Here is a 19134-nt window from a genome sequence, read left to right on the forward strand (position 1 = left end):
CCGGGGTAAGCTGAGGCGCACCGGTCGAGTCCTTGCCCTTTCTGTCGTCGGTCCAATGCGTTCTCCGAAAGGGACTGACACTTCAGGAGGACTGTAACAGATGACAGAAATACTGATCCGCAATTGTGCCCATGTGCTGACCATGGATGACGAGGCCCGCGAATTGAGCGGCTGCGACATCCTGCTGCGCGATGGGGTAATCGCGGCCATTGGCCAGGGCTTGCAAACGACTGGCGAGATCGTGGACGCTACCGGTGCGCTGGTCACCCCCGGTCTCGTCAACACGCATCACCATCTTTACCAGACGCTGACCCGTGCTGTCCCCGGTGCGCAAGATGCGCTGCTGTTCGGGTGGCTGAAGACGCTCTACCCGATCTGGGCAGGGTTCACGCCGGACCATATGCGCGTCTCGGCTCTGACGGGGCTGGCGGAACTGGCCTTGTCGGGCTGCACGATGACCTCGGACCACCTTTACCTCTATCCGAACGGGTCGCGGCTGGATGATACGATTGATGCAGCCAGAGAAATCGGCCTGCGGTTTCATCCGACGCGCGGCGCGATGAGCATCGGCGAAAGCGCGGGCGGCCTTCCCCCCGACAGTCTGGTGGAACGCGAAGACGAAATCCTGCGCGACGCGGTCCGTGTGATTGATGCGTTCCACGATCCGGCCGAAGGGGCGATGATCCGCGTTGGCGTGGCACCTTGCTCGCCTTTCTCGGTGAGCCGTGAGTTGATGCGCGACGCGGCGCTTCTGGCCCGCGACAAGGGGGTGATGCTGCACACTCATCTGGCCGAGAACGACGAGGACATTGCCTATTCGCAAGCGCAGTTCGGCTGCCGACCGGGGCAATATGCCGAAGAGCTGGGGTGGACCGGCGCGGATGTGTGGCACGCCCATTGCGTGAAGCTGGACGCACAAGAGATTGATCTCTTCGCGCGCAGCCGCACCGGTGTTGCGCACTGCCCTTGCTCCAATTGCCGATTGGGGTCGGGCATCGCACCCGTGCGCGCGATGCGCGATGCCGGGGTGCGTGTCGGGCTTGGCGTGGACGGATCCGCCTCCAATGATGCGGGGAACCTTGTGGCAGAGGCGCGACAGGTGATGTTGCTCCAACGGGTGTCGCGCGGCGCAGATGCAATGAGCGCGCGCGAGGCGCTCTATATTGCCACCCGAGGCGGGGCCGAAGTTCTGGGCCGAGACGATTGCGGTCAGGTGGCCGTGGGCAAGCGTGCGGACCTAGCACTTTGGGATATTGGCGGCATCGAAAGCGCAGGAAGCTGGGACAGGGCCGCGCTGTTATTGGCGGGTCCAATGCAGGTGCGCGATCTCTTCGTCGAAGGACGACAAGTGGTGCGGGACGGTCATGTGGTGACGATTGACCTGCAAGACGTCATCACTCAGCAGACCCGGCTGGCGCGGGCGCTGGCAGAGAGCGCGTGATCGCGCGGCAAAGACGGCGTAGAGTCTGGCGATCGTTCTTCCCAAGAATCCGGGACGGTTGGCGATAGTGACGCCAATTTCCGTCGTGCCGTAAATCAAACGCATCTCGGTGCCAAAAACTTGATCAACATAGGTCGCGATTTCCGAGCAGATCGGCTCGTCGGTGACGGGCGTCTTGTCAAAGACGTAGGTGAAATTCCTGGCCTCGCCGGAATTACGCGTCATCCGGTATTGCGTTGCCACAGCGGTGAGGTTGGTGCTGCGAAAATCATGCAAGGCCTGCAGCAGGCGGACGGAATCGAAATCGCCGCTGCATATGCTTGGCGACACGCCCATCGCCATCGGTGCAAGTGTGCCATGCCGACCCCCATGACCCAAGCGGGCGATGACGGGCAAAAGAAGCAATCGCCGGGACGGGAGAATGCCCCCGACACAGCCACCCGGAAGAAGCGAGACCGTCGGCGGGACGACCGTCCTCACCTGCCTGATCTACCAACTGTGGCTGTTTCACGGCACGCAGATATGGACAAAACGTCAAGACCCGTGGCGGGCTGAAACGGAAAGCGGGCGACAGTTTCCTGTCGCCCGTGTTCTAAACTTCGGAATGGCTCCCCGATCGGGACGGGGCCTTTGTCATGCGCCGACGCAACGCCGGTTATTTCAGGACAGAACGGCCTGCAAATTCGGCGGTTACGCCCAGCATTTCCTCGATACGGATCAGCTGGTTGTATTTCGCAAGACGGTCGGAACGCGAAAGAGAGCCGGTCTTGATCTGGCCGCAATTGGTCGCGACAGCGAGGTCGGCGATGGTGGCATCTTCGGTCTCGCCGGAACGGTGGCTCATCACGTTGGTAAACCGTGCGCGATGGGCCATTTCGACGGCTTTCAGCGTTTCTGTCAGGGTGCCGATCTGGTTGACCTTGACCAGCATGGAGTTGGCGCAGCCTTGCTCGATCCCCATGGCCAGCCGGGCAGGGTTGGTCACGAACAGATCGTCGCCGACCAATTGCACTTTCTCGCCCAGCACTTCTGTCAGGGCGCGCCAGCCGTCCCAGTCATCCTCTGCCATGCCATCCTCGATCGAGATGATCGGGTAGTCGTTGACCAGCGCCTGAAGGTAGGCGACGTTTTCATCGGATGACAGAACCGCGTTTTCGCCCTTCATGTGATAGGCGCCGTCCTTGTAATATTCGGTCGCCGCGCAATCGAGGGCAAGATACATGTCCTCGCCCGCCTTGAAGCCCGCTTTCTCGATGGCTTTGAGAATGAAATCAAGCGCATCGCGGGTGGAGTTGAGGCCCGGCGCAAAGCCGCCCTCGTCGCCGATCCCGGTGTTGTGACCAGCGGCGGACAGCTCTTTTTTCAGAGTGTGGAACACTTCGGACCCCATGCGCACCGCTTCGCGGATGTTGCTGGCCGAGACCGGCATGATCATGAATTCCTGAATGTCGATCGGGTTGTCGGCATGTTCGCCGCCATTGATGATGTTCATCATCGGAACGGGCAGGACGCGGGCCGAGGTGCCGCCGATATAGCGGAACAGCGGCTGGCCGGTGAAATCGGCTGCGGCATGGGCTGCGGCGAGGCTGACGCCGAGGATCGCATTCGCGCCCAGACGACCTTTGTTATCGGTGCCGTCCAGCTCGATCATCGCGGAGTCGATGGCAACCTGCTCGGTCGCGTCAATGCCGACCAGCGCATCGGCAATCTCGCCATTGACGGCGGCCACGGCCTCCAGCACGCCTTTGCCCATGTAGCGGGCCTTGTCGCCGTCACGGCGCTCCACCGCTTCGTGTACGCCGGTCGAGGCACCTGATGGCACGGCGGCGCGGCCAAGTGTGCCGTCCTCAAGGATGACGTCGACCTCGACGGTCGGATTGCCCCGGCTGTCAAGGATTTCGCGGGCGTGAATGTCGATAATGGTGCTCATTGGGGCGTCCTCGGCCTGAATGGAACTTCGGGGCAGTCATAGCATCTCGTTGGGGAAAGTAAACTGCGACCGTTAGCGCTAACCTCTTGCTTGCATGTGTGCCGGAACAGCCTTCACAGGCAGTCAGGGCATTTGCGAGGTTATCCGCGCCTCGATCAAGGCATCTCTGGCCAGCCGCCGTTCGCGCAGGAAAGAGTAAAGCCCCGATGTAATGATGATCGCAGCCCCGATCAGGGTCAGGGTGTCGGGCATATCGCCGAAAATCAGGATGCCGACGCTCATGGTGAAGACCAGCCGCGAATAGCGGAACGGCGCAACGGTCGAGGCAGGTGCCAGACGCATTGCCGCCGTCACGGCGTAGTATCCGGAGGTCGTGACCAGCACCGCACCGCCAACCTGTGCCAGCGCCATGACGTCAATTACCGGGACATCGCCCTGGATCAGCAACAGCAAGGCACCCACGGGAATGGTCGCGCCGAACCCCCATGTGGACAGCGCGATGGAGGGGATGTGGACAGGTGCCATGCGCGTTACCAGATCGCGCATCGCCAGTCCCACGACGCCCATAACAACGAAAAGCGTCGCAGGCGCGAAGCCCTCAAAACCCGGCCGCACGACCAGCAACATGCCCAGCAGACCCACGAAAATGGCCGCCCAACGCCGCCAGCCTACCGGCTCATGCAGCAGCAGCGCCGCGCCCAACGTGACCAGCAAAGGCGTGGCCTGCATGATGACCGCGACCAGCGAAAGCGGCACCAGTGCAATACCCAGCACCATGCCCAGACCGCCCATCATCTCCATTCCGTTGCGCATCATAACAAGCTTTTGCAGCGCTGTTTTGGTGAAGATCGGGACGCGTTGTATGCGCGCGACAATATAAAAGACCGTCGTGCCGCCGAGGCTGAGCATCACCATGACCTGACCCACCGGTATCCGTGCGGCTGCCAGCTTGATGAACATGTCGCTGAGCGCTAGGAAGGCCATCCCCAGAACCATCAGCATGATCGCGCGCAGAGGCATGGCGGGCTCTTTTCCTGTTGGTTTATGGGTGCGGCTGGTTTGGACCTAATTCAGCGTCCCGCGAATGACCAGTGTTGTTGAGCGCACAGACCAACCTGCGTCAGAGCACAGGGTCAGCGGCGGGGGCGCGGGGTGATGGGCACGCCATAAAGCTCCATCCGGTGGCCTTTCAGCCGGTAGCCCAGCTTTTCCGCGATCTTTTCCTGAAGCGCCTCGATCTCGGGGTCGACGAATTCGATCACTTCGCCGGACTGCATGTCGATCAGATGGTCATGGTGTTCGCGCTCTGCGTCTTCGTACCGGGCGCGACCATCGCCGAATTCCAGCCGCTCCAGAATGCCGGCCTCTTCGAACAGCTTCACCGTGCGATAGACCGTCGCGATCGAGATTGCGGCGTCGCGTGCGCTGGCGCGCGCGTACAGTTCCTCGACGTCCGGATGATCGGTCGCTTCTTCCAGCACCTGCGCAATGGTCCTGCGCTGGTCGGTCATGCGCAGGCCCTTGGCCTCGCAGCGTTCGATGATCGTGTCGGCCATCCGCGGTCTCCGGTTTCGTGGCCTCGACGTTTAACGAATACCTCCGCCATGGGCCAAGCCTAAATTTGACATTGCGGCGCGACCTTTCGTCGGCCTGTCGGGGTAAAGGCGGGCCGGGTGGAAGGCAGGTCACGGTCAGGACGTGACGTGGGAGGCCGGGTTGACTTTAGGGGCCTGCCAGCGCATATGCATGCCAACGCTACTCCCTGCCGCGTGAGCAGGACGGGCCGCGCCCCTTGTTGGTGCCCCTGATCGGAGTAACGGGAATGCTTCCACGATCACGCATGGGGCAGCGGAGTTGAAGGGCAGGCGGGCAATCGGCCCGGCCGCCGGTTTTTTCTCCGACCACCATGAGGGTGCCAATGCGTGCCCGACCACGGCTGCGCATGTCGCGTGGCCAGAGAAGGATTTTCCTTGACGACTTTTGAATCAATGGGCCTGCCGGCCCAACTGCTGAAACGACTTTCCGATCTTGGGCTGGATACGCCTACGCCGATCCAGGCCGGCGCGATCCCCGAGGCGCTGAAAGGCCGCGACGTGATGGGCCTTGCCCAGACAGGCACCGGCAAGACCGCCGCTTTCGGCCTGCCGCTGGTCACCGCAATGTTGGCAGAGCCGGGCAAGCCTGCACCCAAAACCGTGCGCGGACTGGTGTTGGCCCCGACCCGCGAACTGGTCAACCAGATCGCCGCCACCCTGAAAACCCTGACAGATGGTACACCCATCAAGGTGAACATCGTTGTCGGTGGTGCGTCAATCAACGCGCAGATCAACCGTCTGGCGCGCGGCACCGACCTGCTGATTGCCACGCCGGGCCGCCTGATCGACCTTTTGGACCGCCGCGCGTTGGATCTGTCCAAGGCACGTTTTCTGGTGCTGGACGAGGCTGACCAGATGCTGGACATGGGCTTTATCCATGCTTTGCGCCGGATTACGCCCCACCTGTCCAAACAGCGTCAATCCATGTTGTTTTCGGCCACGATGCCGAAACAGATGGAAGAGCTGTCAGCGGGCTACCTGACCAATCCGGTCAAGGTGCAGGTTTCGCCTCCGGGCAAGGCTGCTGACAAGATCGAACAGTGCATTCACTTCGTTGCAAAGGCCGAAAAGCCGTCTTTCCTTGTGGAACAGTTGGATGTCCACCGCGAAGAACTGGCGCTGGTCTTTACCCGCACCAAACACGGTGCCGACCGGCTGCTGAAGACGCTGGACAAGGCAGGCTATTCGGCGGCTGCGATCCACGGCAACAAAAGCCAGGGACAGCGCGATCGCGCGCTTCAATCGTTCCGCGATGGCAAGATCAAGGTGCTTGTGGCCACTGATGTTGCGGCTCGTGGTTTGGATATTCCGGCTGTGCGCCATGTCTACAACTTCGATCTGCCGAACGTGCCCGACAATTATGTCCACCGTATTGGCCGGACTGCGCGGGCCGGGGCCTCAGGCCGCGCGGTGGCCTTCTGCGCCCCGGACGAGATGGGCGAATTGAAGGCGATCCAGAAAATTATGAAGCTGACAATTCCCGTGGCGTCTGGCCGCCCGTGGGAGCCTGTCCGCGGTGAGAAACCCAAGCCAAATTCCAACCAGCGTCGTCGCCGTTCCGGCGGTGGCGGTGGGGGGAACGGTGGCAATGGTGGCGGTCGTCAACGCCGTCGCGCTGCCTGAACCTGTAGGCTGCCTGACCTAAAAATGCTGCGCTGCCGGGGATGAACTCCCGGCAGCGCATTTCTTTTGCACGCCGGTAATTTGCCGAAGGATCATTCCCTGCTTTGACAGCGATAGGATTCAGTTCATATGTCCGGTGTCGGCAATAGTGCCAAGGCGCGCTGGCCCGACGGTTTGCTAGATCGACGCTGTCAGTTACCCGGTGTCGGGCGACCGGGAAATGATCGATTAAAAATACATTTTTTGTCAAACGCTTGACCCTCACTGACATGTCGTGGCCGAGAGAATGGAAGATGAATGTTCTTGAATGCGGGTGCGGATAAACTTGCAATGAGGTGGAGAAATAACTTTACCAATTTAGACCGTTGCCGCTAACCTAGGGCATGTCGGGATGAGCCATCTGTAAAAAATGGCCCTCGGCGCATGTAAGGGAGGACAAAAACATGAACAAGATCACCACTCGGCGCAATGCGTTGCGGGCTTTTGCGGGCGCAGGTGCGACGGTGCTCGCCGCTCCGCATATTGCCACGGCAGCGTCTCATGGCACGACCTGGAAAATCCAGACAAGCTGGCCCGGTGGCGCTGGTCTTCAGATATTCAAGGACTGGTGCGCCTCTATCGCCGACAAGACCGGTGGCGAATTGGCGTTTCAACCCTTCGGTGCAAACGACGTGGTCGGCGATTTTCAGCTTTTCGATGCGGTCAAGAACGGTGTTCTGGATGCGGTGAATCCTTTCACCATCTACGCGCAAGGCATCATTCCGGCCGCGACGTTTCTGACCTCCATCCCTCTGGGCCTGCGCAACCCGCATGAATTTGATGTGTTTTACTATGGCCTCGGTGGCATCGACATTGCGCGCGAACTTTACGCGGCGCAGGGCATGCATTTCGTCGGTCCCGTGCATCACGGCCCAAACATCATCCACTCCAAGGTGCCGATCCGGTCGATTGACGATTTCGCGGGCCGCAAGATGCGCCTGCCGGGCGGCATGGTCGCCGAGATCTTCACCGCCATCGGCGCCGAGACCACGGTTCTGCCGGGGTCCGAGATTTTCCCGGCGCTGGAAAAAGGCACGATCGACGTGGCCGATTATGTGGGGCCCGCGGTGAACTACGCGCTCGGCTTCAGCCAGGTCACCGATTACATCGTCATGGGACCGCCCGGTTTCATGTCGCTCTACCAGCCCGTCGACATCATGGACATCACCGTGGGGCAGGCCGCGTGGGAGGCGCTGTCGCCAGAGATGAAGCAATTCGTCGAAATGGAAACCCACGTCTATTCAGACATGCATCACGCCGCCATCCAGGCTGCCGATCAGGAAGCATGGGCCAAATTCGAGGCCGATGGTACCGAAGTGACCCGCCTGTCTCAGGACGATGTGGAGTTGATGACCGAAGTCGCCGTGCCAATCTGGTTCGACTACGCCAACCGTGATCCGCAGGCGGCACGGATATTCGACATCCAGCTAAAGTACATGCAGTCCGGATCGCTTGGCTATGTGGATCCGGCGCTGACCGAGGGGCTAGAGCTGAAGCTCTGACCGTTTGAACATGTCTTTGTCGCCGTCCGGACCATTCCGGACGGCACTTTTTGTCTCTGACAGCCATGGAGAATTTAATGCCGGGGCTCAGCTTCACGCTGCCGCATTGGTTGTACTGGGTCGGGCTTATCGTCTTTCCCATTGTCGCGATGATCTTGTCGCGCCGACCGCAGCCGCAAGAAAAACGCTATACATTGCCGTTGGGCTACATGATCGCCGTCACCGGCGGCATTATCGGTCTGCACCGGTTTTATCTCAAGAACATGTGGGGGTTGGTCTATCTGCCGATCTTCCTTTTTGTGCTGTATGCCAATGGCCAGACGCAGGACGCCCGCACCATCCTGTCGGGTTTTGCCAATGAATTGCGTGTGGCCGAACGGACATTGGATCGCGAAGAATCCCGCGTCGATGAAGCGCGCGCCAATCTGGAAGAGCTTCAGGCCACCTATGATGCTGCCGAAGCCGGGTCTTTCACGCAGAAATCTGCCGAGCGTCGCCTGACCCGTGCGCAGGATACGATTTCCAAGGGCGAAGCGCGGCTTGAAGCCGCTCGCAATACCTTGGAAGAGAAAGCGCCCCAGCGGGACGAGGCGGCAAGGACGCGCGCTTTTTGGGACGATGCGGGAGGTTACGCGCTGTATCTGATCCTGGCGTTGTTGCTGATTGACATGATTTTGATGCCCTCTTTGGTGCGAAACGCAAATGACAAGCTGCCCGCGCATGAAGAGATGAGCGAAACCGAAGCCGCCCTCGCTGCGGCAGAGGCTGCCGAGGCCCCGAAGAAAGACGCCGAATACGCCGAGAACTGGATTGACCGGTTGTCGCTGTTCTGCGGTGAATTTGTCGCCTACTGGGCGGTGATCGCGGTTTTTGTCTACTATTACGAGGTGATTGCCCGCTACGTTTTCAACAGCCCCACCAACTGGGCGCATGAGGCAATGTACCTGATGTTCGGCATGCAATACCTGATTGCAGGGTCATATGCGATGCTGACCGAAAGCCATGTGCGCGTCGATATTTTCTACGCACCGCTCACGCGCCCGAAAAAGGCCTGGGTCGATCTGCTGACCTCGATCTTCTTCTTTATCTTCGCAGGCACGTTGTTGGTGACGTCGTGGATCTTTGCCATGGACGCAATCGCTGTGCCGTCGGGCAATTCCGTGTTGTCGGACTGGGCGCGTGGGCAGATCGGCTTTGGCGAGATGCTGAGCGGGTTCGGTGCGAACCAGTGGAGCGACCCAAACATCCGCTGGGGCGAGATCAGCTTCAACGAATGGGAAGTGCCACTTTGGCCAATGAAATGGGTGATGGTGATCGGGGGCCTGCTGCTGGTGCTGCAAGGTGTCTCCAAGCTGTCCAAAGACATCCGTGAAATCGCGCGGGGGAACTGAGGCATGGGTATAGAAATCGACATCGCCTGGCTGACGCTGATCATGTTCGGCAGCCTTCTGGCGCTTCTCATGGCCGGCTTGCCGCTGGCCTTCGTGACGGGTGGTCTGGCCTGCGTGTTCCTGTTTATCCTGGGTGACGCTCGGGCGCTGAACATCGTGCCAAGCCGCATCTTCCCGCTGATGACGAATTATCAGCTTTCGGCCATTCCGCTGTTCATTTTCATGGCGGCGATGCTGGAAAGGGCAGGCATCATCAACGACATGTTCGACGTGATCTACAAGGTCATGGGCGGGCTGAAAGGCGGTCTGGCGGCGGCCACGATCATCGCCTCTACCATCCTGGCCGCGATGGTCGGCGTGATCGGGGCAGCGGTGGTGACGATGGGCATCATTGCCTTGCCCGCGATGCTGAAGCGCCACTACGATCCGAAGATCGCCATGGGCTCGATCATGGCGGGGGGCACGTTGGGCATTCTGATCCCGCCCTCGATCCTTGCCATCATCTACGCCGTGGTGGCTGAACAATCGGTGGGCGAGCTGTTCATCGGCGCGGTGATTCCGGGCCTGCTTCTGTCGGGGATGTATATCGCTTATGTGGTGATACGGTCCTATATCAATCCCGCGCTTGGCCCGGCCATCCCGGTAGAGGAACGGGTGTCCAATGCGGAAAAGGTGCAGCTTGTCGGCAAGATGGCTGCGCCGATCACGCTCGTTGTTGTCGTGCTGGGGATCATCTTCACGGGCGTGGCCACCCCGGTGGAGGCCGCAGGCATCGGCACATTCGGCGCCTTCATCGTGGCGGCGATCCACCGCAAACTGGATTGGCCGACGATCAGAGAAGCCTGCACCACCACGCTTAAGGCGTCGGCCATGGTGATCTGGATCATGTTCGGCGCGACGATCTTTGTCGGGCTGTATGTGCTGGAAGGCGGGCAGCAATTCGTTCAGGAATCGCTTGCCGCGACCGGGCTTGGCCCGTGGGGCATCCTGATCCTGATGCAGATCCTGCTGGTGGCTCTGGGGATGTTCCTTGACTGGGTCGGTATCTTGTTGCTGTGCGTGCCGATCTTCGTGCCGATCATCAAGGTGCTGGGGGCGCAGGCCTTCGGCCTCGACAGTCCGGACGATCTGGTGCTGTGGTTCGGTGTGCTGTACCTGGTGAACATGCAGATGAGCTTTCTGTCGCCGCCCTTTGGCTATGCGCTGTTCTACCTGCGTGGCGTCGCCCCTGATTACATCCCGATGACCGATATCTTCAAATCCGCGCTGCCCTTCCTGTTCCTACAGATTGTCGGCCTGGTGCTCTGCATGGTCTTCCCGCAGATCATCACATGGCTGCCAAGGCTGGTTTACGGCTGAGCCGGCTCGGTGCAGCGGCTGGCCAAACGGCAGGGCTGCTGCACCCCGCCTTGACCGACTTAAGGCATTCGAAACAAAACGGCTGCGCGATCCGATGGGTGCGCAGCCGTTTTTTTACTTGGGTCTGTGCGGTGCGGTTCAGGCGTAAAGCGGTCTCAGGCCCAGTTGTACATGCATCGCATTGACCCCGGCTTCGGGAATGCCCAATGCCTGTGCCAGTTGATGAAGATACTGCGCTTCTGCCTGCGTATCCACACGGATCGTGGTCAGGGAGGCAGAATAAACCTGCATCTTTTGCGCGGCAGGCGTGTCAGCCGCCAGCCCCTTGATATCCACATCCGCCGCAAGCTGGTCCTTGATAAAGGCCATGTCTTCGGCATTGGCATCATCGCCGACGGTTTCCAGGATCTTCGCCTTCTCGGCATCGTCGATCCCGCCATCGGCCTTGGCCGCCTGGATCATCGCGCGCAGCATCAGCGCTGCGGCGGCCTCGGCATCCGGTGCGGTTTCGGCGGTGTTGAACTGGTCGATCAACCCGCCAAGTCCTTTGCCTTGCGCCTGAGCCATCGCACCGACACCGGCAAGCATGCCCGCCAATCCGGTGCCACCGCCGGGCGCAGAGGACAGCAATCCGCCCTTGTCTCCGCTCTCGCCGGATTGTCCGCCGCCCATCAATGCCGACAGATCCAGCCCGCCTTTCTGCATCTGTTCCATCAGCCCCTGCAATGGGTTGGTCTGCCCTTCGGTGCCGCCGGTCATCTGCGACATCATATCGCCAAGCCCGCCAGTTTCGGTGCTTTTGACCTGAGCGCCGCCGCCCATACCCTGACCACTTGTCAGTTTGTCGATGCCGCGCGCCGAGGCATATCCGATGGCGATCTTGGCCAGCGTTCCCATGAGGCTCATTTGCTAATCTCCCTGGTTAATTGCTTAAACCTGAACGCCAACATGACACGTCGGGACCGTTCTGTAACCGAAAAACTGTGGTCCGGCTCAGACCAGATCCGGGTCGCGGCCCAGCCGATTGACCAGCCGGTAAGTCGTTCGGTGTCACGAAATTCGCGGCACCGAACTGCCCCGGCCAGCACGATCAGCCATGACGCGACCTGAAACATGTTCGCAGGGGTCCCGTTCAGGACATACGACCGCTTCGCCTGGCTGGCTTTGCGTCGTCACGCATGGATGCCGCGCACAAGAATTGACGCCAGTGCCGCTTGGCTTGACGGTCAGGTTCCGCAGAATGTCGCGGGCACAACCTCGGCGGGCAGGGGCGGGCGGGTCAGGTCCTCGGCACCCGGTTGGTTCTCGTAAGGACGAGACAGAATGTCCAGCATCCGGTGGAACGGCGCGTCATCGCCTGCAACCGCAGCCTCGATCATCTGCTCCACGCGGTGATTGCGCGGGATGTAGGCGGGGTTGGCAGAAGTCATCACCGCCTGCGGATCTGCCTCGCCGTCCAACCGTTGCTTCCAACCCTCGGCCCAAAGCTCAAACGCCGCAGGATCGGTGAACTGGTCGCGGGCATCGCCAGAGACAAGTGCGCGGAACGTGTTGGTGAAATCCGCCTGGTTCTCATCCATCGTGGTCAGCAGGTCGCCGATCAGCGCGGCATCTTCGGGCTGAGGTTCCGTGATGCCGATCTTCGCGGCGAACCGCGTCAACCACTGTGCGCGGATCTGCTCGGCCATGCCTTGCACATCATCGGTAAAGCCCTTCACGGCCTCATCCGTATCGGGCATCAGCGGCACCAGAGATGTCGCCAACTGTGCTATGTTCCAGATGACGATATCGGCCTGATTGGCATAGGCGTAACGGCCACGACGGTCGATGGACGAAAAAACCGTATCGGGATTGTAGACATCCATGAAGGCACAGGGGCCGTAATCGATCGTCTCGCCCGAGATTGCGCAATTGTCCGTGTTCATCACCCCGTGGATAAAGCCGACCGACATCCATTGCGCCACCAGCTTCGCCTGCGCGGCAATCATCGCCTGCAAGAACCCGCGCGGGCCATCGGCGTCCGGGTAATGACGCGCGATGGCATGGTCCATCAATTCGCGAAGCGCCTTCGTGTCGCGGCGTGCGGCAAAGACCTGAAACGTGCCGACACGGATGTGGCTGGCGGCCACGCGGGTTAGCACGGCACCGGGCAGGGCGGCCTCGCGGTAGACGAGCTCTCCGGTGCGGACGGCAGCCAGCGCGCGCGTGGTGGGCACGCCAAGCGCATGCATTGCCTCGGAGACAAGATATTCGCGCAGCACTGGCCCCAGCCAAGCGCGACCATCGCCGCTTCGGGAATATGGCGTGGGACCGGAGCCCTTGAGCTGGATGTCGCGGCGTCGCCCGTCGCGGCCCACGGTCTCGCCCAGTAGAACTGCGCGACCATCGCCAAGCTGCGGATTGAACTGGCCAAACTGGTGGCCTGCATAAAGCTGCGCCAAGGGGGCCGCGCCCTGCGGCACCTCATTGCCCGCGAAGATCGACGCAAGACGGGGGTCATCCGTGCCTTCCATGCCCATCTGCGCCGCAAGCGCGTGGTTGAACACGATCAACTGCGGGGCCGGGACCGGTGTCGGAACTTGCCGGGTGTAGAAGCCATCGGGCAGGGCGGCGTAGGAATTGTCGAAGGGGATATGCAGGGTCATACCCCACAAATAGGCATTCGGGCCGGGAATGCCAGTGCGTTAATGTCAGGGCGCTACAGCACCCGCGACATGAACAGATACCCTTCGCGCGGGCGAAACCCGCTGCGCCTGTAAAACCGGGATAGCGTTTCATCACTGCGGTCGGCCTCAAGATGCAGCGCCCGAACGCCATTGTCGCGCAGGGCGTGAGCCAGCGAATTGACCGCCTCGAACCCCATGCCGCGGCCACGCACGGCGGGGCGGATATACAACTCGTCAACGATCCCGTCCAACCCGCCATATTCGACCGACCAGCCGAAGGTGACGACGACATAGCCCACGGGTGCCTTGCGCGGACCGATCAGCCAGATCGCGCCATGCGGCGAGCCTTCCAGCAGGGGCAGGATCGCGGCTGTCTGATGGTCGGTATCGGTGTCGAACGCCTGATGCGTGTGAAAGGCGGCGACCAAGGGCAACAGCCGGGGCAGATCGTCGGGGCCTGCCAGATGCAGGGTCTTCATAGCCGGGCCAGTCTTTCCGTCAGCAGCGCAAAGAAGCCGTCCGCGTCCAGATCGCCCATGAAGGTCGCATTGGCCGGGCGGTCGGTGACGCCCCACCAATCGGCGACGGTCATCCCCAATGTCAGTTCCGAGGTCGTTTCGATCTCGACATTGATGTGACGGCCGGTGAACAGGTCCGACCGGATCAGATAAGCGGTGACGCAAGGGTCGTGCAGTGGCGCGCCTGCGCTGCCGTATTTCTCCTTGTCGAACCGTTCGAAAAAGTCGGTCATCAGAGCCACGGCCTCGCCCACGGGCGTGCCCAAGGCGCGGAACGCATCGTTGCGCGGCTTCGTGACCAGTGCCTTATGCGTCACGTCCAGCGGCATGACCGTAATCGGTGCGCTGGATCTGAACACGATATCAGCGGCTTCCGGATCGACATAGATGTTGAACTCTGCGGCGGGGGTGATGTTGCCCACCTCGAAATAGGCACCGCCCATCAGCACGATCTCGGCAATGCGCGCGGCAATATCCGGTGCCTTTTCCAGCGCGGTGGCGATATTGGTCAGCGGCCCCAGCGGGCAAAGCGTGACCGTCCCGGCAGGATGTGCGCGCAGGGTTTCGATGATGAAATCGACCGCATGGGCATCTTGCAGCGGCATTGTCGGATCGGGAAGGGTAGGCCCGTCAAGCCCGGTCTTGCCATGCACATGCTCGGCCGTGACCAGCGGTCTTTTCAGCGGTGCATCGCAGCCCGCAAAAACGGGAATATCGGTGCGGTTCGCCAATTCGCAAATGATGCGCGCGTTCTTTTGGGTCAGCGCCAGCGGTACGTTTCCGGCCACCGCTGTGATGCCCAGCACCTCGATCTCTTCGGGAGAGGCAAGCGCCAGCAGAATGGCCACCGCATCGTCCTGACCGGGATCAGTGTCGATGATGATCTTGCGTGCTGTCATTGCCGTTCTCCCTGACTGTCTGTTTGTCTGCCTGTGACGCGAGGCATTTATGGCTCTTGCATGTGACAGAGCCCTGCCAACGTCGCAAGCGAAATGGCTGTATCAAAGCAGGACATCGCCGACGATGGAGTGCGCGACCCAAGGAGCGCGCAGCAGAAGCTATGCAGGACAAATTTGCCGTTGGTCAAACACCGGAAATGATCATATCTCGAATTTTCACTGCTTTCTCAAAGTGATCCAGTTCGTGCGTTTTGATCCACCATTCGGCTGCTTCCATAAGCAACGCTGGATCATTATTTCTGTTGGCAAAAAACGCATAGAAAGAAAGACCTACGGTCTCTCCCTTTTTGGCGATCTTGTCATTACAGACCGCGACTGCCTTGTTTCTTAAAATTGCTCTCATACTGGTTGCGGCTTCTTCTGCGATAAATGATCAGCGAGAACATAAGGCGAACTTACGAGCGCTGCAACTTAGGATATTGGGCTCGAAGCCGACCTTGCCCAGAAAACCAAAAGGCCCCGCCATTGATGGACGGGGCCTTGGGCTGCTCGATGTAAATAGGATCAGCCGTCGAAATCGACCTCTTCGATGATCCGCAAGGCGGCGGCGCGGTGGGCGGCCAACGCCATCAGGTTGGTTTCGTCCGGTGTGAACTCACCCCAGCTTTGCACCACCTCATCGGCCTCTGTGCCCTCGGCGATGGGATATTCAAAGTTGGCGTGGGCGTAGATTTCCTGCGCCTTGGGCGAGGTCAGGAATTCCATCATCTTGATGGCGTTTTCCTTGTTGGGCGCGGATTTCGTCAGCGCCACACCCGAGATGTTCACATGGGTGCCGCTGTCTTCGAATTCCGGGAACAGCACGTTGACCGAGTTGGCCCATTCCGCCTGTTCGGGATCTGCCAGCATCTTGCCCATGTAATAGGTGTTGCCGATGGCGATATCGCATTCGCCGGCCCAGATCGCCTTGACCTGTGCGCGGTCATTGCCTTGCGGTTTGCGCGCCAGATTGGCCTTCAAGCCGCCAAGCCATTCTTTCGCGACTTCTTCGCCGTGATGCTCGATCACCGCTGAGGCCAGCGCGACGTTATAGGGATGCGTGCCCGAACGGGTGCAGATCCGACCTTCCCATTTGGGATCCGCAAGATCCTCGTAGGTGGTGACCTCTGCCGGATCGACGCGTTCCTTCGAGGCATAGACGATCCGCGCGCGGGTGGTCAGGCCGTACCAGTTGCCATCGGGGTCGCGGTATTGCGCGGGCACGTTCGATGTCAGCGTTTCGGTCTCGACCGGTTGGGTCAGCCCGGCCTCGACCACGGCGGACAGGCGCGAGATGTCCACGGTCAGCACCATATCGGCGGGCGAGCGATCGCCCTCGGCTTGCAGTCGTTCGACCATGCCCTTGTCCAGATAGGCCACGTTCACATCAATGCCGGTCTCTGCCGTGAAGGCGTCCGTCAGGGGCGCGATCAGTTCAGGCTGGCGGTATGAGTAGATATTGACGATGCCTTCGGCAAGGGCAGGCATGGCGGTGGTCAGCATCAGGGCAGTCGCGCAAGTCAGGCGATACATGGGTCGTCCTTTCGGGTTCACATTTTCTGCGACCTGTCTATTCCGAGTGTTTTGCTCGGTCAATGCGCTACCCGAACATTTTTGTCAGGATTGACGTTCGCGGCGTTTTTCCGCGTCCCAAAGTGCGTCCATCTCTGCCAGATCGGACTGTTCGGGGCGCTTTCCCATCGCTTCAAGAGCGTTTTCTACCCCCTTGAAACGGCGCGAGAACTTGGCGTTTGCGCCGCGCAGGGCTGCCTCTGGATCAATGTCCAGATGACGCGCCAGATTGGCCATGACAAACAGCAAATCGCCCAGCTCTTCTTCGGTATGGGTCTTGTCGCCAGAGGCATGCGCCTCGCGCAGTTCGGCACATTCCTCGGCGATCTTGTCCAGCACCTGTTCGGTTTCGGGCCAGTCGAACCCCACCCGAGCCGCGCGTTTTTGCAGCTTCACCGCCCGCAGCAAGGCCGGCAGGCCCACGGCCACGCCCTCCAGCGCGCCGGTCTGTGCCTTGGCGGCGCGTTCGGTGGCTTTGGTTTCTTCCCAGTCGATGGTCTGCTGCCGGGCGCTTTTGGCGTTGGAGTCCGCGCCAAAGACATGCGGATGGCGGGCCACCATCTTGTCGGACATGGTGTCGACGACGTCCTCGAAGGTGAACATGCCCGCCTCTTCGGCCATCTGCGAATGAAAGACCGATTGAAACAGCAGATCGCCCAATTCGCCTTTCAACTCGTCCCATGCCTCGCGTTCGATGGCGTCGGCAACCTCGTAGGCTTCTTCGATCGTGTAGGGGGCGATGGTGGCGAATGTCTGTTCGATGTCCCAAGGGCATCCAGTTTTCGGATCCCGCAAGCGGCGCATGATTTCGCGCAGGCGCGGCATGCCGCCATTCGGGTCGGTGATCAGGCTGTCTTCGGGCATTGCGTAGATCCATGGTTTCGCGTCAGATGCAAACTGACAACAGCGCCGTGCGAAGTCCACCCGTGCCTGTCGCAGACCGTTCCGGTCAACAGCAGGGTCAGAGGGGGCGACGATGTCGTGATGGCTTGACCGCCGGGGCACGGGCGCGGTGAGGGAAGATTAGTTGATAGAGGTGGCCCAATGGCGCTTGAAGACGCAAAGACCCAGATCGACCATGCCTTTACACGCGACGACGCACGGGGCTTAAGCTATGAAAACGCCTTTGGCGGTGCGGCGTCCTTTCTGCGCAGGCGCTATACCAAGGACCTGACCGGCGTTGACGTGGCGGTGACGGGCGTGCCTTTCGATCAGGCCGTGACCAACCGCCCTGGTACGCGCCTGGGCCCGCGCGCAATCCGCGAGGCGAGCCTGCTGCAACCTTATGACCCGCCTTATGGCTGGGGGGTCGACCCGCTAAGCGACATGACAGTGGTGGATTACGGCGATCTGGCTTTTGATTACGCCAAGACGTCCCAATTCCCCGCGACGCTGGAAGCACATGCCGACAGGATCATCGCGTCGGGCGCGGCGATGCTGACACTGGGCGGCGACCACTTCATCACACTGCCGCTCTTGAAGGCGCATGTCGCAAAACACGGGCCACTGGCGCTTGTGCAGTTCGATGCGCATTCCGACAGTTGGGTGGATGATGATATGGATCGGATCGACCACGGCACATTCGTCTACAAGGCGGTGAAGCTGGGGCTGATTGATCCGGCGCGCTCTGTCCAGATCGGCATCCGCACGACCAATCCCGATACGATGGGCCTGCACATCATCGACGCGCCAGAGGTTCACCGGATCGGGGCGCAGGCCGTGGCGGACCGCATCCGCGAGATCGTGGGCGAAACGCCCGCCTATCTCAGCTTTGACATTGACGGGCTGGACCCGGCCTTTGCACCCGGTACCGGTACTCCGGTCTGGGGTGGGCTGAGTTCGGCGCAGGCCGCCGCGATCCTGCGCGGTATGGCCGGGGTGGCGTTTGTCGGCGGCGATGTGGTTGAGGTTTCGCCGCCTTTCGACCCCGCGGGCATCACGGCCGTCGCGGGCGCGCATGTCGCGATGGAGATCCTCTGCCTGATCGGATGGACGCGGCTGGGAATGGGCGGATAGCACCGCCGGATCGGGCACCACCACTTGAAGACTCAGCTGCGGTGGCTTATCCGCGCCCTCCGCATTGGAGAGATAGATGAAAACCGCAGCGCTGATTGTCCTTGTTCTAGTAATCGCCCTGATGGTCTATATTCGACTGGCACCAACCGATGCTGCGCGTTGGCATGTGCCGCTTGGCTTTGACACAGACGAAACCCTGACGGACGGCGCGCGGCGCATCATCCCCGGCGATGCGGAAACACTGGCGAAGCTCGATGAAATCGCCCGAACCACCCCGCGCACCAAGGTATTGGCCGGATCGGTGGCAGGGGGGCACATCACCTATGTCACCCGCTCTGCCGGATTTGGCTTTCCAGATTATACCACCGTGCAGCTGGTGAATGGCCAGATCCGCATCTTGGCCCGGCTGCGCTTTGGCAAGGCGGATTTCGGTGTGAATGCCGCGCGGGTTGATGACTGGCTTCAGGCGCTGAGCCAGACCTGAGGCCATGCGCCCGTGCATGGACCCGGCTGTGCAACCTCGTAAAACCGGCGTGTCTGCGCA

General features: G+C 60.8%; 17 protein-coding genes. 7 read left to right on the top strand and 10 right to left on the bottom strand.

Going from position 1 to position 19134, the window contains the following annotated elements:
• Positions 1-100 precede the first annotated feature (100 nt).
• Positions 101-1441, top strand: a complete 1341-nt coding sequence (locus ACN0WV_RS14425; RefSeq protein ID WP_417606722.1) for an 8-oxoguanine deaminase — start codon at positions 101-103, stop codon at positions 1439-1441.
• A 655-nt stretch (positions 1442-2096) separates the two neighbouring features.
• Here ACN0WV_RS14425 and eno read toward each other — a convergent pair.
• From eno to ACN0WV_RS14440, 3 genes are all read right to left on the bottom strand, one after another.
• Positions 2097-3371: a phosphopyruvate hydratase gene (gene eno, locus ACN0WV_RS14430; protein ID WP_084353541.1), complete on the bottom strand. Its 1275-nt coding sequence runs from the start codon at positions 3369-3371 to the stop codon at positions 2097-2099.
• Positions 3372-3494: 123 nt separating this feature from the next.
• Complete coding sequence (locus ACN0WV_RS14435; RefSeq protein ID WP_417606724.1) at positions 3495-4391, bottom strand: DMT family transporter; 897 nt, start codon at positions 4389-4391, stop codon at positions 3495-3497.
• A 113-nt stretch (positions 4392-4504) separates the two neighbouring features.
• Positions 4505-4927: a Fur family transcriptional regulator gene (locus ACN0WV_RS14440; protein ID WP_417606725.1), complete on the bottom strand. Its 423-nt coding sequence runs from the start codon at positions 4925-4927 to the stop codon at positions 4505-4507.
• 414 nt (positions 4928-5341) lie between these two features.
• Between ACN0WV_RS14440 and ACN0WV_RS14445 the strand changes: the two genes are divergently transcribed.
• The 4 genes from ACN0WV_RS14445 (at position 5342) to ACN0WV_RS14460 (ending at position 10880) form a co-directional block, all read left to right on the top strand.
• Positions 5342-6589 (top strand): DEAD/DEAH box helicase, encoded by a 1248-nt coding sequence (locus ACN0WV_RS14445; protein ID WP_417606726.1) that lies wholly within the window; start codon positions 5342-5344, stop codon positions 6587-6589.
• A gap of 443 nt (positions 6590-7032) precedes the next feature.
• Positions 7033-8130 (top strand): TRAP transporter substrate-binding protein DctP, encoded by a 1098-nt coding sequence (dctP, locus tag ACN0WV_RS14450; RefSeq protein WP_084353537.1) that lies wholly within the window; start codon positions 7033-7035, stop codon positions 8128-8130.
• Between the two features lie 77 nt (positions 8131-8207).
• Positions 8208-9521 (top strand): TRAP transporter small permease subunit, encoded by a 1314-nt coding sequence (locus ACN0WV_RS14455; protein WP_143514600.1) that lies wholly within the window; start codon positions 8208-8210, stop codon positions 9519-9521.
• A gap of 3 nt (positions 9522-9524) precedes the next feature.
• Positions 9525-10880: a TRAP transporter large permease gene (locus ACN0WV_RS14460; protein ID WP_143514599.1), complete on the top strand. Its 1356-nt coding sequence runs from the start codon at positions 9525-9527 to the stop codon at positions 10878-10880.
• Positions 10881-11018: 138 nt separating this feature from the next.
• On the opposite strand, the gene ACN0WV_RS14465 is transcribed toward ACN0WV_RS14460, so the two are convergent.
• From ACN0WV_RS14465 to mazG, 7 genes are all read right to left on the bottom strand, one after another.
• The gene (locus tag ACN0WV_RS14465) at positions 11019-11786 is read right to left on the bottom strand and encodes a DUF533 domain-containing protein (RefSeq protein ID WP_417606727.1); all 768 of its coding nucleotides are present in this window, start codon (positions 11784-11786) and stop codon (positions 11019-11021) included.
• Positions 11787-12106: 320 nt separating this feature from the next.
• Positions 12107-13525: a protein adenylyltransferase SelO gene (locus ACN0WV_RS14470; protein ID WP_417606729.1), complete on the bottom strand. Its 1419-nt coding sequence runs from the start codon at positions 13523-13525 to the stop codon at positions 12107-12109.
• Between the two features lie 53 nt (positions 13526-13578).
• Positions 13579-14025: a GNAT family N-acetyltransferase gene (locus ACN0WV_RS14475; RefSeq protein ID WP_417606731.1), complete on the bottom strand. Its 447-nt coding sequence runs from the start codon at positions 14023-14025 to the stop codon at positions 13579-13581.
• Positions 14022-14963 (bottom strand): nucleoside hydrolase, encoded by a 942-nt coding sequence (locus tag ACN0WV_RS14480; protein ID WP_417606733.1) that lies wholly within the window; start codon positions 14961-14963, stop codon positions 14022-14024. The genes ACN0WV_RS14475 and ACN0WV_RS14480 overlap by 4 nt, the downstream gene beginning before the upstream one ends.
• A 184-nt stretch (positions 14964-15147) precedes the next feature.
• Entirely contained in the window at positions 15148-15366 is a 219-nt protein-coding gene (locus ACN0WV_RS14485) for a DUF6500 family protein (RefSeq protein ID WP_417606735.1), read from the bottom strand.
• Positions 15367-15527: 161 nt separating this feature from the next.
• On the bottom strand, positions 15528-16535 hold the full coding sequence (locus tag ACN0WV_RS14490) for a Fe(3+) ABC transporter substrate-binding protein (RefSeq protein WP_417606737.1): 1008 nt from the start codon (positions 16533-16535) through the stop codon (positions 15528-15530).
• An 84-nt stretch (positions 16536-16619) separates the two neighbouring features.
• Positions 16620-17438 (bottom strand): nucleoside triphosphate pyrophosphohydrolase, encoded by an 819-nt coding sequence (gene mazG / locus ACN0WV_RS14495; RefSeq protein WP_417606739.1) that lies wholly within the window; start codon positions 17436-17438, stop codon positions 16620-16622.
• A gap of 180 nt (positions 17439-17618) precedes the next feature.
• Between mazG and speB the strand changes: the two genes are divergently transcribed.
• The gene (gene speB / locus ACN0WV_RS14500; protein ID WP_417606741.1) at positions 17619-18590 is read left to right on the top strand and encodes an agmatinase; all 972 of its coding nucleotides are present in this window, start codon (positions 17619-17621) and stop codon (positions 18588-18590) included.
• Between the two features lie 76 nt (positions 18591-18666).
• Entirely contained in the window at positions 18667-19074 is a 408-nt protein-coding gene (locus ACN0WV_RS14505; RefSeq protein WP_417606743.1) for a DUF1499 domain-containing protein, read from the top strand.
• Positions 19075-19134 lie beyond the last annotated feature (60 nt).

Source organism: Primorskyibacter flagellatus (assembly GCF_048268605.1).
GTDB classification, from domain to species: domain Bacteria; phylum Pseudomonadota; class Alphaproteobacteria; order Rhodobacterales; family Rhodobacteraceae; genus Primorskyibacter; species Primorskyibacter flagellatus.